Source organism: Niallia sp. FSL R7-0648, from assembly GCF_038007005.1.
Classification (GTDB): Bacteria; Bacillota; Bacilli; order Bacillales; family Cytobacillaceae; genus Niallia; species Niallia circulans.
Window position 1 is genome coordinate 2,858,678 of the sequence record NZ_JBBOWE010000001.1, and the last position, 13,522, is coordinate 2,872,199.

Here is a 13,522-nt window from a genome sequence, read left to right on the forward strand (position 1 = left end):
TAGAATTCTCCCCTTCATGTAAAACTTGAGCAATTTCCTTGCTCTCTTTTATCTTCTACTGTTCGGAAAGAAACATACTGTAAAGTCTAGCCAGTCTTTTTTTATGTCTTATGTTCCTACAAGTTGTTGCAGTTTTTGATAAAATTTCTTCCTTTTGTGAAACTGATTGGTTGTTAATAATTGTACTTGTTCTAACAAGTAGGCATTATCTACATCTTTATTTCTGATTATTCTATTCCATTCCCTCAGAATATCTGTCGGATATATTAAAGCCATTAAAAACCATTTATCTTTAAAAAGATCGGCGTAGCCTTGCATACTTTGTAAATCTTGTATAGACCATCCTATATCAGGAAGAATGCGATTAGCAAATTGTAAATAGTCTGCAATTCGTGGACCAATACTAATTAAATCAAAATCAATTAAGTATAATTCATTATTCCTAACACGTAAGAAATTATGATGAGCAACATCCCCATGCAGGATTACGTTTGGGTTTGTATCCAAATAGTCTATTTTGTTTTTTATTGAACCAAATGAATAATCAGCCCATTCCATTATTTCCTTTACTATGTCTTTTTTTACATATTGCTCAATAATTGGTATATTCATTCGATATTCTTCTAGTCTGTGTTCAAATTTTTTCATTAAATGAAAAGTTGGCAAGATATACTTATATATTTCTACCAGTCGCTCTGTAACTGAATAATAATGTTCCAATAATTGAAGTGCTTCCCGTCTATTCCGCTTACTATGATATGAAAAAGAATCTTTATGTGGGGGAAGATATTCAATCAGCCCATACACTTTATTATCGATAACAATTGGCTCCTCATCGAACTCATAAAATTGATATGTCTGTGTAAAACCTTCTTGTTTAAGCGCTCTTGTAAAAGCAACTTGAACTTTGAGTTTTTGATAACTAGTAAAACCTTTTAAAATTATCCAATATTGCTTCGTTTTTATTAGATATACATCATTTCTAATCCTGCTTAATTCGATGATTTGGAACGGTATTTTTTTTTCTAATAAAGAAAGGAGACGATAATAAAAAGTATCGTCCCCTCTATGAAAAAAATCATAGATCACTGCTTTCATCCTCTTGGTATCTTGGCATTCCAAATGGAGTACCTTGATTCATGCCATATGGATTCATAAATGGCGGCTGCCCAATAGTAGGATTATAAGGAGGTGTGAATACTGGAGCATTCCCTCCCGGTCCATAAGCAGGTGATGCCACTTCTGAAGTAATCGCCCCTTCATAAGATGGCGCCTCTTGAACTGGACCATTATTTTCCGTTGAATAGGAGTTTGGCGTATTTCCAACAGCATCTTGAGGATAAGGAGATTGATTTATTGAAGATTGATTATATCCGGTCGGATAGCTTCCCATTTCCATTCCTGGATTGAACATCCCCGCCATTGGATGACCTCCTAATTCCGGGCTAAATCCTTGCGGTATTCCTCTCATATCCATTCCTGGATAGAATCCCCCCGTCATTGGATAGCCTCCCATTTCCGGACCAAATCCTTGCGGCATTCCTCCCATTCCTGGATTAAATCCTCCGCCCATTGGATGGCCTCCCATTTCTGGTCCAAATCCTTGCGGCATTCCTCCCATTCCTGGATTAAATCCTCCGCCCATTGGATGGCCTCCCATTTCTGGTCCAAATCCTTGCGGCATTCCTCCCATTCCTGGATCGAATCCTCCGCCCATTGGATGGCCTCCCATTTCTGGTCTCCTTGCGGCATTCCTCCCATTCCTGGATTAAATCCTCCGCCCATTGGATAGCCTCCCATTTCCGGATACCAAATCCTTGCGGCATTCCTCCCATTCCTGGATTAAATCCTCCGCCCATTGGATGGCCTCCCATTTCCGGACCGAGTCCTTGCGGCATTCCTCCCATTCCTGGATTAAATCCTCCGCCCATTGGATGGCCTCCCATTTCCGGACTAAATCCTTGCGGCATTCCTCCTTTTCCAGAAACGGCTCCTTGCATCATTCCCTCTACTTGAAAATTGCTTGCTGGAGGGAATGATGGACCACCACAACCACAATCCTCTTTAACAGGAAGTGTAATGGTCGGATGAACTGCTGTGTGGGTAGGGGCATTTGCTTTATGCGCTGCACCTGCTACATGGGAAAAAGGTTCTTCTATTTTATGATGAAGATTCTCCTTAGGCAGCTGACTATACTGAACCCATGGTTTTTGATTATTTTGCTGTGGTGCATGATTAACATGGGAAGGTGTCTGATTGATAAAAGCAGAATAGGACGAAGAAGACTCTTCCCAATGGTGTTTTTCTGTATATTCTACTCCAGGAAATGTTGGATAAACTTGGGATGCTATTTGTTCAACCGGAACTCCTTCTGGCGGGCAAACCCCTGGAGGAAAACCGCTTCCTGGCATCATTGGCGATACTTCATAACAATAAGGCTGATAAGGGACAATTGGTGGACATACATCTTTTTGAATTGGTTCTTGATTTGGCAAAACTGGTGCAAGTTTTGGTGGTACAGGTTTTGTCGGTGCTGGTTTTACTGGTGCCGGTTTCACTGGTGCTGGTTTTACTGGTGCTGGTTTTTCTTTCATTTCGACATCAATATCTACATCAACATTAGTCATATTCATGGAATAATAATTCGTAACATCAATTTCCGGAATGATTGGAGTAGGCATTTTTGGTGTAAAAGGTTTCTCCTTTGGTACTTCTTTTTTAGGTATTTCTTTTTTTGGTGTTTCTTTTACTGGCATTTCTTTTTTCGGTGCTTCTTTCACAATTGGTTCCATTGTAATCGGCATTTCTTTTTTTGTTCCCATTTGAGGAGCTTCTTTCTTTATACTTCCTCCTAAAGTAGGAACTTTAATTTTCATGCCAGGCATAATCATATCTGTATTAGTCAATTGGGAATTTAACGACTTTAACTCTTCGAAATTCACCCCATATTTTTTGGCAATTTCCCAAAGAGTATCCCCTTTCTGAACAATATGGATCTTCACTATAGATTCCCTCCTATGCATATGTCCATATAGTCTATGTTCACACGGCAAAATGGTTATCATTCTATTCAAAAATCTATGCGTTTTTTTTAAAAATATGTGTTCTAGTCGTACAAAGATTGCTCAGATCTTTGTCCTTCTTTTCGGCAATTAATTATATTCGTTTCCTATGAAAAATAATTTGGTTTATTCATTTAGATATTCTTTTGGTAAAATAGAATGAAGGAAAAATAAATACTGAGTTCTGCCTTTCAAGCAAAACAGGGAGCTGCCACTATTTTCCAAATAAATACCAATAAATTTGTGTTAGTGACTTTTCCGAAGATAGCAGATAAAAAAAGGTAATTTTTTAATCAGAGTAACTGCAACAAAAGGAGAGATTGGATGACTGAATCAAAAAAAATGCTTGGTGAAGAAAGAAGGGCTTATATTCTTACTTTACTAAAAGAGAAAAATCGACCTTATACTGGCAGTGAACTTTCAAAATTGACAAATGTTAGTAGACAAATAATTGTTGGAGATATTACACTGCTAAAGGCGAAAAACGAACCAATTTTGGCAACTAGTCAAGGCTATTTATATTTACAAGAATCAAAACCGATGCTCTACGAAAGAATTATTGCGTGTAATCATCCACCAGAAAAAACGGAGGAAGAGTTAAATATCCTTGTTGATAATGGAGTAACGGTTAAGGATGTCACAATTGAACATCCAGTATACGGCGATTTGACGGCTTCTATCCTCGTCTCTAATCGAAAAGAAGTGAAACAATTTATGAAGAAAATTAAGCATACAAATGCTGCTTATTTATCTGAATTAACGGCAGGTATTCATCTGCATACCATTACCGCACCATCCCTTGATACATTACTAGAGGCAGAAGAAGCTTTACGAAAGGCAGATTTTTTAATGGAAGAAGAAGCTTAAGGTAAATCACAAAAATCACTAAGACTTTAATCGTCATTAGTGATTTTTTTGCATTCTTCGTATAGTGGTTCTATCTATTCCGTCATGTAATAAGGATAACTCCCCAGTATCTTTACTTCACAGCCTATTGCCTCTAATTCTGCAATAGCGCCTGGTATTAATACGTCATCCATTTTTCTATCTAAGTCAATAAGAAAGAAATAATTCCCTAATCCAGTTTTTGTTGGCCTTGATTCAATTTTCACTAAGTTTAGTTTTCTCCATGCAAAGGCAGACAATACTTGATGGAGAGCACCAGAACGATCGGCAGGCAAAGTGACCATAAGACTTGTTTTATGACCAACCAGATGACTTGTTGCTGCTGAATAATGTACAGGATTTTTCGATAAAATGAGAAAACGGGTATGATTATTCATTGAATCATGAATATTATGTTTTACAATCTTCAGACCATATTCTTCAGCTGTTAGCAAATTTCCAATAGCTGCCCCGTTGATATGCGGATTTTCTTTAACAAACTGTGCTGCTGCTGCTGTTGACGTCATATACTCACAAGCAATCCCGTTTAATTCTGTATGTAGAAACTTATGGCATTGAGCAATTGCATGGGAATGACTATAGACTACTTCAATTTCTCTCCATTTGTCTTCCCGGAATGGATGAACCATTATATGTTGTTTTATCGGAACCGTCACTTCCCCATGAATAGGTAAAAATACTTCATGGATTAAATAATCTAATGTAATGTTGACCGATCCTTCTAATGTGTTCTCAACCGGAACTAAAGCAACATCCACTTTATCTTCCATCACAGCATCGAGGCAATTGGGAATGGTTAGAAAAGGAACGGATTCCACCCCAGGAAATTGCTGATTTACCGCCATATTTGTAAATGTTGCTTTTGGACCTAAGTAGCCTACTTTCACTTCTTTCTCCTCCAAAAAAATTATTTATTCTGAATTTAACCTTTATAAAAAGAAGATTGACTGAAAAAGCCATCTTCCTAATAACAACAGGATCTCCTTATAAATAAATGACTTTTTATGCGCCCGTACTCAGAACGTCCACTTTCTCCACAAATTCAAGCATACGCAATCGCTCTAACAACATATCAATGGATATTTCCATTTCTGCGGTATTTAACGACAGTGTTACATTGGCTCTTCCTTGCAGTGGAATCGTTTGATGAATTGTCAGTACATTGCATCCAGCAGAAGCAACAACACTTAGCAATTTAGATAAGGTTCCCGATCGATCTTCAATATAAAAGAATAACGTAATCAATCTTTCTTTCACTATTGTGTGGAAAGGAAAGATGGTATCACGATATTTATAAAATGCACTTCGGCTTAAATCTACCTTTTTTACTGCCTCATGGACAGACTCTGCTTTTCCTCTTTCTAAGAGCTCTTTGGCATCTAAGGTTTTGCGCATTGCCTCTGACAGTACATCTTCTCTTACTATAAAAAATTTATGATCTATTTTACTTTGTTTCATCTGCTCACCCCTATAAGGTAACGGATACTAATTATGTATATAGAAATAACTCTGGTTTAACAACTAGACTTTTTCGAATTAGTCATTATTTTCTATTTCGTATGAAAAACTGCCCTCTCGTATTATTCAGCTTTGACGAGAGGGAAGATCTTTCATCTTTTTTTAAACCATGTTTTCTTAGTCAATGAATTCAAATTCATATTCCATTAACTTTACAGTATCTCCATCTTTAGCGCCTCGCTGACGTAATGCTTCATCGATGCCCATGCCGCGCATTTGACGAGAGAATCTGCGAACAGACTCATCACGGGAGAAATCTGTCATCTTAAATAGTTTTTCAATACCTTCACCTGAAAGAACAAAGCTGCCATCTGGATCTCTTGTAATATAGAATTGACGCTCATCTACTTCATGTTTATAAACAACGCGGTGAATACCTGCTTCCTCTTCTACTTCCTCTAATGGGAACTCAGGAGTATTCTCTAATTTATCCGCAATCGCAAAAAGAAGTTCACGCAGACCTGATCTAGTTAAAGCGGACACTGGGAAAATTGGATAGTCCTCCTCCAATTTTTCTTTAAATACTTTTAGGTTTTCTTCTGCATCTGGCATGTCCATTTTATTAGCAACAATAATTTGCGGTCTTTCTAATAAACGCATATTGTATTCCTGCAGCTCGTTATTAATCGTAACATAGTCCTCATATGGGTCTCTGCCTTCAATAGCAGCCATATCAATCACATGGACAATAACTCTTGTACGTTCAATGTGACGAAGAAACTGATGACCTAATCCGATACCCGAATGTGCTCCTTCAATTAGCCCTGGCAAATCAGCCATAACAAAACTTCTATTATCTTCCGTTTCCACCATTCCTAAATTAGGGGCGATTGTTGTAAAATGATAGTCAGCTATTTTAGGTTTCGCAGCAGATACAACAGACAGTAAGGTAGATTTACCAACACTCGGAAATCCTACTAAACCAACATCTGCTAATACCTTTAACTCCAGAGTAACATCTCTTTCCTGACCTGGTTCCCCATTTTCCGATAATTCTGGGGCAGGGTTAGATGGACTTGCAAAACGAGAATTTCCTCTTCCTCCACGGCCGCCACGTGCAATTACAGCTTGTTGGCCATGCTCAGTTAAATCTGCAATAACTTCCTTTGTATTCGCATCGGCAACGATTGTACCCGGCGGAACCTTGACAATCATATCTTTTGCATTGCGACCGTGCTGATTTTTTGACATCCCATGCTCTCCACGTGGTGCTTTGAAATGACGTTGATATCGGAAATCCATTAAAGTACGCAGACCTTCTTCTACTTGGAATATTACATCTGCACCTTTTCCTCCATCTCCACCAGCTGGGCCACCTTTTGGGACAAACTTTTCTCGGCGAAAAGCTACCATACCATTTCCGCCATCTCCGCCCTTCACATAAATCTTAACCTGATCCACAAACATAAATTTATTTCCTCCTATTAAGAAAAACATAAGCAGCTTATTTGTCTAATAGTGAACAAGGATTAATCCTTATGAAAGGAGGGTTGCTCTCCTCACTAGAAGGACCAATTATTTTATTCCTACAAACATTTGCAGCTATTTTTTCTAAAAATCACAATTTCCTTTTATGCTATTCAAACAAGTCCTTCTTATTATTTACCTGTTTGCTCTCTATCCATCCAAACTTCAAATAGGAGCTCGTCCTTGCTCATTTCAATATTTTCCAATTTCAAATAAGAAAAAGGTTGATGAAGAAATTGAAACATGGATTCACTATCTAGCAGCTCTCCGTTAAAATCAACATACAAACGAAATCCTTCCACCATTGAATGAATGGAAATGTATAGATGATTATCTGCAAAGGGTTTGCTATATTGATTTAACGTTTGGAAAAATAAGGTTGTCCATTCGGTAAGTATTTCATCTTCTGTCCCGCGACATTTTTCTTCGGCCAACACTTCATATTCCAATCGAAAATAATAATTTTCCCAGTTTGCAATTAATAATTTTGTAGCAAATTGTGGAATATTTAGATTAGATAACTTAGCTTCTTGTTTTGTCTCTGTAATAATATCATTAATAATTTCTTTTACTCGATCCGGTTTATTTAAATCCAAATTTCCTTTTATCAATTGAATTTTATTTAGCCAATCATGGCGAACATGTCTTAAAAACTCTATCGTATTCCAGTCTTTATTCATTCTTGTACTCCTACAAAGGTTATTAAGTCTTAGAAGACTGTTTTAAGTAAGTATAACAAAAAATGAATCATCAATGAACAAAAACGATATCTCCATCACGGTAGCCACTAAATTATATCCACTTGAACTTTAGGTTTTCATAATGAATAAGGACAAAAAATTCCCGTTTCCTAAAAGGTCTATCCAATTTATACACCAAGTTATTTTGGATTGATTTGATAAAGAAATGTTGAAAGCGAAGTGTATGAAGACTGTGGTCATAACAAACTATATACATAAGAGGCAACCTTTATTCTTGATTGCATACGAAAAAGCAATTGATTTCTCTCTTTTTTCAACACTTAGACAAAAAGCCCCTCCTGCTTTTTGTCTAAGTGTTGAAATCATCCTTCACCTAATCTGGTCACAACATACATCTTAATCAAAAAATTTATCCCTTAACAAACAGATAGGCTGACCCTAAACGAGCCAGCCTATCTGATCATTATCTTATGCTTCTTGTGCTACTGGGTATACGCTAACTTGTTTGCGATCACGACCAAGACGCTCAAATTTAACGATTCCGTCAACTTTTGCGAATAGTGTATCATCGCCACCACGACCAACGTTTACTCCTGGATAGATTTTTGTACCGCGTTGACGGTAAAGAATGCTTCCACCAGTTACTAATTGACCATCTGCACGTTTAGCTCCTAAACGTTTAGAAATGGAGTCACGTCCGTTTTTAGTAGAACCTACCCCTTTTTTAGATGCAAAAAACTGAAGATCTAATCTTAACATTTCGTTCCACCTCCTATTTAATTATAAGTGATAGTTACGTATTTTCCATAGTCTCGTTCAATTGTTTCTAAAGAAACAATCATTCCCTCTAAAAGAAGTTGAATTTTATCTCTTGTCTCTCCCGGAACATTTCCAGGAATCGTACAAGAAATAAAACCTCCATCTTTTCCTTGCTTTATAATGGGTGTAATACCAGTAAGAGAAATAACAGCATTAATGCTTCCAAAAGAAACAGCTGATACTCCAGCACACACTATATCATCCCCACTATTCGCAAAAAGAGCATGACCACTTATCGTAAAGGAATGAATGAGACCATCATTCGATTTGTTAATCGTAATTTCGATCATACAAATTCAACCTTAAGCGTTGATCTTTTCGATAACAACTTTAGTGTAAGGTTGACGATGACCTTGTTTTTTATGATAATTTTTCTTCGCTTTGTATTTGAAAACGATGATTTTCTTTTGACGGCCTTGTTTTTCAACTTTAGCTGTAACAGTAGCTCCTTCGACAACTGGACTTCCTACTTTTACATTTTCTCCGCCAACGAAAAGAACTTTATCAAAAGTAACAGTGTCACCAGCTTCACCGTTTAATTTCTCGATGTAGATAGCTTGACCTTCTTCAACTTTGATTTGTTTTCCGCCTGTTTCAATAATTGCGTACATTAAACTGCACCTCCTTAATAGACTAAGACTCGCCAATGACAGGCGTTTTGCAAAAGCAAAAGCTTCATTACCTGCTATGTGCGGTTGTAGAGCACGGGTGCTACAAACAACATTAAAATACTAACATGTTTAAAAGATACTGTCAATCATATTCTATTATTAGCTTTATGGTGAATCATTTAACCATTCGAATAAAATAGTCTGGCTTTGGAAACTCAGCTATTTCCATTTTAATCATAAAGCCTAATACTTCCTCTAATCGTTTTTTATGATTATTTCCTCCACCCATAAATAGAGCATAGACATCTTGTGAGACGATAACTTCCACAAGTTCCATATCCTTATTGCGATATTCCCATAGCTCTCTTTCTAATTGAAAGGCCATACTACTTGCGCTTTTCACCAAGCCTGTGCCTTCGCAAATTACACACTTACTTTGCAGTGTTTCGGATAAGGATTTCATTGTTTTCTTTCGAGTGAGCTGTAATATCCCTAGTGAAGTAAATCCAATTACTTTCGATTGTCTATTATCTGACTGCAATTCCTTCTCTAGGATATCCATCACTTTCTTTTCTTCCTCGCTCTTCATATCAATAAAATCAATTAATATAATACCAGAAAGGTCTCTTAATTTAATTTGCCTTGCAGCTTCCTTTGCAGCAAACATATTTGTTTGAAAGACCGTTTGCTCTAACTGATGTTTCCCTTCATATTTACCTGTATTTACGTCAATAATAGTTGCAGCCTCTGCCTGATCGACTATCAGATAGCTGCCATTTGGGAGCCAGACAACTCTTTTCAAAGCTTTATCTATTTCCCTTTCAACATGGTAATAAGAAAATAAATCTTCACTACCTTGATAAAACGAAACAGTTAAATGGGGGTACATTGCTTGCCAATTTTTCCGCTCTTCTAGACTATCGACAATGATTTCTCCCTCTTTCATTTGCTTAAAGAGAATATTCAACTGTTTAGTAAATTCATCATTTTCATGGACAAGCATTATTTTCTTTTGTCTAGCTTTTTGTTCCAATCCTTTATATTCCTGCCGTAATGCTTCGAGCTCCAACCTTAATGTTTCTTCTGAACAATTAGCTGCCGTTGTGCGAAAGATTATGCCTTCGTTGTCTGTTTTTATATGACTCCCTATATTTCTTAACTCTTTTTGCGCAGTATGAGAATGAATCTTTTTAGAGACCGCCACATATCGACCATAAGGCATATACACTAAATGCTCTCCGCTAATTTCAATTATCCCCGTTATTTTAGCACCCTTTGGCCCCGCAGCATCTTTTATTACTTGAACTAATATTCGTTCTCCTTGTTTTATATAAGAGGAGACACTTATCTTTTTTTTCTCTTCTAAAGTTCCCTCACTCCGCACAAATGAAATCATTTTCTCTCTCGGCAAATAGGCTCCTTTGCCTTCCCCAATTTCTACAAATGCAGCATTCATTCCGGGAATTACCTTTGTCACTTGTCCCAAATAAATATTTCCAACAGTTGTTTTATATTGCGGCTGCTGGACATATATTTTTTCTACTTTCCCATCTATTAGATAAGCAAATCTATTTTCTCTAGTTTTTATATTAACGATTACTTGATTCAATATCATACATCCTCTTTTTCTGGTTATCTTATTATTGTAGCTTAGATGAAATGTTTTAGTAAACTTAAGGACCTATTCTTGGACAAATTTCAAGTATGCTCTAACTAAAGAGCTATCGTCAGTAATCACCGTTTTCTCTATGTATCCTATAAGACGCAAAGTATTTCTTTTATTTTCGCCGTTACGTTCTTTTCTTTAAAATAAACATGTAATAGCTCATTCTCATCCAGAATCGCATTGTCTTTCCGCGTGGATCTTACAATAATTGGATGTTTACACCCTCGATGAAATCGTTCTAATACATCCAATACCGAATCGTCTTCTTGGACTTCTAGGGGAAGTAACTTTCTTAATTCATTCGATTTTCCATAATATCGTTCCAGTAAAAATCGCATAAACAAAAACCTTCTTTGCTTCCATTCATAATAAATAGAAAAAACTAAAAAACTAATAATAATCCATGCATTTACATTCTGCGGCATCATAATAAGAACCATTAACAGAAAGATTAAGGTTCCAATAATAGAAAAATAAAGTGTATATTTATGAGATTTTGGAAAGGGATTTTTCAAGGAAAATAAAAGAAACATTAATTTGCCACCGTCCAATGGCCAAATTGGAAGTAAATTAAAGAAAAGAATCATAAAATTATATTGGATAAAGGTTTGATACAAAGATTCTGTGAAAATCCCCCACTGCCATAAAAGAAATCCTAATCCAACCAGCCAAATATGCTGGATCGGTCCAGATATAATAACGATTGCCTCTTCTCGCAAAGGGCGATTTCCGTGTTCATCCATTTCCGCTACTCCGCCAAAGGGTAATAAAGATATTTTCTTTATTCTCCACGAAAAAAATGCGGCAGCAAACGCATGACCTAATTCATGAATAAAAATAATCATAAACAATAGGCATAATTCATAAAAATGGGCAGTCATTACCCCAATAGCAATGACAACCCATAATAGTGGATGAATATGAAGATACTTAAAAACACTAAAAAACCTATTCAATTTCCATCACCTGTAGAGGATCGATAAAATCATCATTTTGCTTAATCGCAAAAAAGAATAGACCTAATGTTTCATCTCCTTCATATCTTGAAGCGTTTCCTACTTTTGTTCCTTTTTTTATATTTTCATATAACTTTACATCCACTTCTTCTAAGTTGCCATACCATGATTCACTCTGATCACTATGCTTTATAACGACTGTTTTTCCAAAGCCTTCTTTCTCGCCAATAAAGGTAATTTGTCCCTCATTAAAAGATTGTACTGTTGTATCTACTCCAGTTTCTATCGCAATCCGTTGTCCGTTTTTCTGAAATTCTTCTAATACCTTACCAGAAGCAGATAAAGCGTATTGCTGCAATCGCTCTGTATCTTGTTCTTTTCCTTTTTGTTCTGGTAAAAAAGCTAATGGTTTTCCGAATTTCTCTTCATACCAATCTGCAACAACCATAAAATTAAATTCTGTCGACATTGCTTGTCTAATCGTATTTTCGACTTTTCCTAATCTTGTGGACGGATGGTCTACAATGATGGCAACAGCAAGAAAAAGAATAGCCGCTCCTAAAATTTTCAACATAAATAAATCTTTTCGAAATAAAGGGTGAATTTTAGGAGGGTAATTTTCCTCTTTTGATGAAAATGTATAGTCGAAGGTATCTTCTTCATCAGACCAAAGTACTCGGTTATCAATATTCTTTTCTATTCTCGCTCGTTCTTTTCTTCTTCTTTCGATTTTTTTTCTAACCTCATCATTTCTTGACCCCATATACTCCTCTCCCCTTACATACTTGTCCTCTTTACCCTATATTTATGTTAAGGAGCTATAAGTTATGCCACTAATAAAAGGGGAATAAAAGAATGGTACTGATTTAAAAAACCCTGTAAAGAAATAAATTGATTACGCATGAATCAATTTATCTCTTTACAGGGCCAGCTATTACGATTATCGCTTATCAACAGATAGTTGTTTCGCAACCGACTTATTTATACATATATAAATTTACTATCTTTATATTTATTTAGCACCAAAGAATGTCTTAATTTTTGCAAACACGCCTTTGGATTCTTCTTCTAATTGCTGCAAAGGAACCGTTTCTCCTAAAATTCTTCTTGCGATATTTCGGTAGGCAATCGCAGATTTACTATTTGGGTTTAAAGCAATCGGCTCCCCGTTGTTAGAAGCTCTTATAACCGCATCATCATCTGCAACAATTCCTAATAAATCAATGGAGAGATGGCTGGTTACTTCATCAATATCTAACATATCGCCATTTTTCACCATATGATTTCTAATTCTATTGATAACAAGCATTGGAGGTTCCATCTGCTCTTCTTTTTCCAATAATCCAATTACTCTATCAGCATCTCTAACAGAAGATACTTCAGGAGTCGTAACCACAATGGCTTTATCCGCGCCAGCGACTGCATTTTGATACCCCTGTTCAATTCCTGCAGGACAATCAATGATGATATAATCATAATCTTGCTTTAAGCGGAGAACTAATTCTCTCATTTGATTTGGTCGTACAGCCGTTTTATCACTTGTTTGCGCAGCAGGTAATAAATATAATAGATCATCAAAACGTTTATCTTTCACAAGCGCTTGATGAATTTTACATCTTTCCTCCACCACATCTACTAAATCATAAATGATACGATTTTCTAATCCCATCACGACATCAAGATTTCGCAAGCCAATATCTGTATCTATTAAACAAACTTTTTTCCCTTGTAACGCAAGTGCTGTTCCAATGTTTGCAGAAGTGGTCGTTTTTCCAACTCCACCTTTACCTGATGTTATAACAATTGCCTCTCCCAT

The 13,522-nt window shown here is 36.4% G+C and carries 15 protein-coding genes and 1 other annotated feature; of the genes, 1 reads left to right on the forward strand and 14 read right to left on the reverse strand.

Annotated elements, in window-relative coordinates; all coding sequences use genetic code 11:
• Positions 1 to 108 precede the first annotated feature (108 nt).
• Genes NSQ89_RS14075 through safA form a run of 3 tightly spaced genes read right to left on the reverse strand, consistent with a single transcriptional unit; the run spans position 109 to position 3,002 of the window.
• A complete protein-coding gene (locus NSQ89_RS14075; RefSeq protein WP_061800806.1) occupies positions 109 to 1,089 on the reverse strand; it encodes a phosphotransferase in 981 nt (326 codons plus the stop codon).
• Positions 1,079 to 1,717, reverse strand: a complete 639-nt coding sequence (locus NSQ89_RS14080) for a hypothetical protein (protein ID WP_341132791.1) — start codon at positions 1,715 to 1,717, stop codon at positions 1,079 to 1,081. The genes NSQ89_RS14075 and NSQ89_RS14080 overlap by 11 nt, the downstream gene beginning before the upstream one ends.
• Positions 1,629 to 3,002 carry a SafA/ExsA family spore coat assembly protein gene (safA, locus tag NSQ89_RS14085; RefSeq protein WP_341132792.1) on the reverse strand — a complete coding sequence of 458 codons (1,374 nt, stop codon included), beginning with the start codon at positions 3,000 to 3,002 and terminating at the stop codon, positions 1,629 to 1,631. Before safA ends, NSQ89_RS14080 begins: the two co-directional genes overlap by 89 nt.
• Before the next feature lie 384 nt (positions 3,003 to 3,386).
• On the opposite strand from safA, the gene NSQ89_RS14090 reads away from it, so the two are divergent.
• On the forward strand, positions 3,387 to 3,929 hold the full coding sequence (locus tag NSQ89_RS14090; protein ID WP_047943611.1) for a transcription repressor NadR: 543 nt from the start codon (positions 3,387 to 3,389) through the stop codon (positions 3,927 to 3,929).
• Positions 3,930 to 4,003: 74 nt separating this feature from the next.
• Here NSQ89_RS14090 and pheA read toward each other — a convergent pair whose 3' ends face one another.
• From pheA to minD, 11 genes are all read right to left on the reverse strand, one after another.
• On the reverse strand, positions 4,004 to 4,855 hold the full coding sequence (gene pheA / locus NSQ89_RS14095; protein WP_061801222.1) for a prephenate dehydratase: 852 nt from the start codon (positions 4,853 to 4,855) through the stop codon (positions 4,004 to 4,006).
• A gap of 115 nt (positions 4,856 to 4,970) precedes the next feature.
• Entirely contained in the window at positions 4,971 to 5,426 is a 456-nt protein-coding gene (locus tag NSQ89_RS14100; RefSeq protein ID WP_047943609.1) for an ACT domain-containing protein, read from the reverse strand.
• Positions 5,427 to 5,603: 177 nt separating this feature from the next.
• Positions 5,604 to 6,893 carry a GTPase ObgE gene (gene obgE, locus NSQ89_RS14105; RefSeq protein WP_047943608.1) on the reverse strand — a complete coding sequence of 430 codons (1,290 nt, stop codon included), beginning with the start codon at positions 6,891 to 6,893 and terminating at the stop codon, positions 5,604 to 5,606.
• A 191-nt stretch (positions 6,894 to 7,084) separates the two neighbouring features.
• The gene (locus tag NSQ89_RS14110; protein WP_061801224.1) at positions 7,085 to 7,633 is read right to left on the reverse strand and encodes a Spo0B C-terminal domain-containing protein; all 549 of its coding nucleotides are present in this window, start codon (positions 7,631 to 7,633) and stop codon (positions 7,085 to 7,087) included.
• Positions 7,634 to 8,122: 489 nt separating this feature from the next.
• Entirely contained in the window at positions 8,123 to 8,413 is a 291-nt protein-coding gene (rpmA, locus tag NSQ89_RS14115; RefSeq protein WP_016201696.1) for a 50S ribosomal protein L27, read from the reverse strand.
• A gap of 17 nt (positions 8,414 to 8,430) precedes the next feature.
• Complete coding sequence (locus NSQ89_RS14120; RefSeq protein WP_061801225.1) at positions 8,431 to 8,763, reverse strand: ribosomal-processing cysteine protease Prp; 333 nt, start codon at positions 8,761 to 8,763, stop codon at positions 8,431 to 8,433.
• Between the two features lie 12 nt (positions 8,764 to 8,775).
• Positions 8,776 to 9,084 carry a 50S ribosomal protein L21 gene (gene rplU / locus NSQ89_RS14125; protein ID WP_016201698.1) on the reverse strand — a complete coding sequence of 103 codons (309 nt, stop codon included), beginning with the start codon at positions 9,082 to 9,084 and terminating at the stop codon, positions 8,776 to 8,778.
• Between the two features lie 15 nt (positions 9,085 to 9,099).
• Positions 9,100 to 9,180, reverse strand: a sequence feature (ribosomal protein L21 leader region).
• Positions 9,181 to 9,259: 79 nt separating this feature from the next.
• Positions 9,260 to 10,693, reverse strand: coding sequence for an Rne/Rng family ribonuclease (locus NSQ89_RS14130; RefSeq protein WP_341132793.1), 1,434 nt, complete (start codon positions 10,691 to 10,693; stop codon positions 9,260 to 9,262).
• A gap of 146 nt (positions 10,694 to 10,839) precedes the next feature.
• Positions 10,840 to 11,706, reverse strand: a complete 867-nt coding sequence (locus NSQ89_RS14135; RefSeq protein ID WP_095258092.1) for a M50 family metallopeptidase — start codon at positions 11,704 to 11,706, stop codon at positions 10,840 to 10,842.
• On the reverse strand, positions 11,699 to 12,469 hold the full coding sequence (locus tag NSQ89_RS14140) for a M23 family metallopeptidase (RefSeq protein ID WP_047943603.1): 771 nt from the start codon (positions 12,467 to 12,469) through the stop codon (positions 11,699 to 11,701). Before NSQ89_RS14140 ends, NSQ89_RS14135 begins: the two co-directional genes overlap by 8 nt.
• Before the next feature lie 249 nt (positions 12,470 to 12,718).
• Entirely contained in the window at positions 12,719 to 13,522 is an 804-nt protein-coding gene (gene minD / locus NSQ89_RS14145) for a septum site-determining protein MinD (protein ID WP_095258091.1), read from the reverse strand.

Excerpts from the sequence above, each read along its gene's own strand:
- NSQ89_RS14140 (WP_047943603.1), bottom strand. The coding sequence starts at position 12,469 with ATGGGGTCAAGAAATGATGAGGTTAGAAAAAAAATCGAAAGAAGAAGA.
- rplU (WP_016201698.1), bottom strand. The coding sequence starts at position 9,084 with ATGTACGCAATTATTGAAACAGGCGGAAAACAAATCAAAGTTGAAGAA.
- rpmA (WP_016201696.1), bottom strand. The coding sequence starts at position 8,413 with ATGTTAAGATTAGATCTTCAGTTTTTTGCATCTAAAAAAGGGGTAGGT.
- NSQ89_RS14090 (WP_047943611.1), top strand. The coding sequence starts at position 3,387 with ATGACTGAATCAAAAAAAATGCTTGGTGAAGAAAGAAGGGCTTATATT.
- NSQ89_RS14100 (WP_047943609.1), bottom strand. The coding sequence starts at position 5,426 with ATGAAACAAAGTAAAATAGATCATAAATTTTTTATAGTAAGAGAAGAT.
- NSQ89_RS14110 (WP_061801224.1), bottom strand. The coding sequence starts at position 7,633 with ATGAATAAAGACTGGAATACGATAGAGTTTTTAAGACATGTTCGCCAT.
- NSQ89_RS14080 (WP_341132791.1), bottom strand. The coding sequence starts at position 1,717 with ATGGGCGGAGGATTCGATCCAGGAATGGGAGGAATGCCGCAAGGATTT.
- minD (WP_095258091.1), bottom strand. The coding sequence starts at position 13,522 with ATGGGAGAGGCAATTGTTATAACATCAGGTAAAGGTGGAGTTGGAAAA.
- obgE (WP_047943608.1), bottom strand. The coding sequence starts at position 6,893 with ATGTTTGTGGATCAGGTTAAGATTTATGTGAAGGGCGGAGATGGCGGA.
- NSQ89_RS14120 (WP_061801225.1), bottom strand. The coding sequence starts at position 8,763 with ATGATCGAAATTACGATTAACAAATCGAATGATGGTCTCATTCATTCC.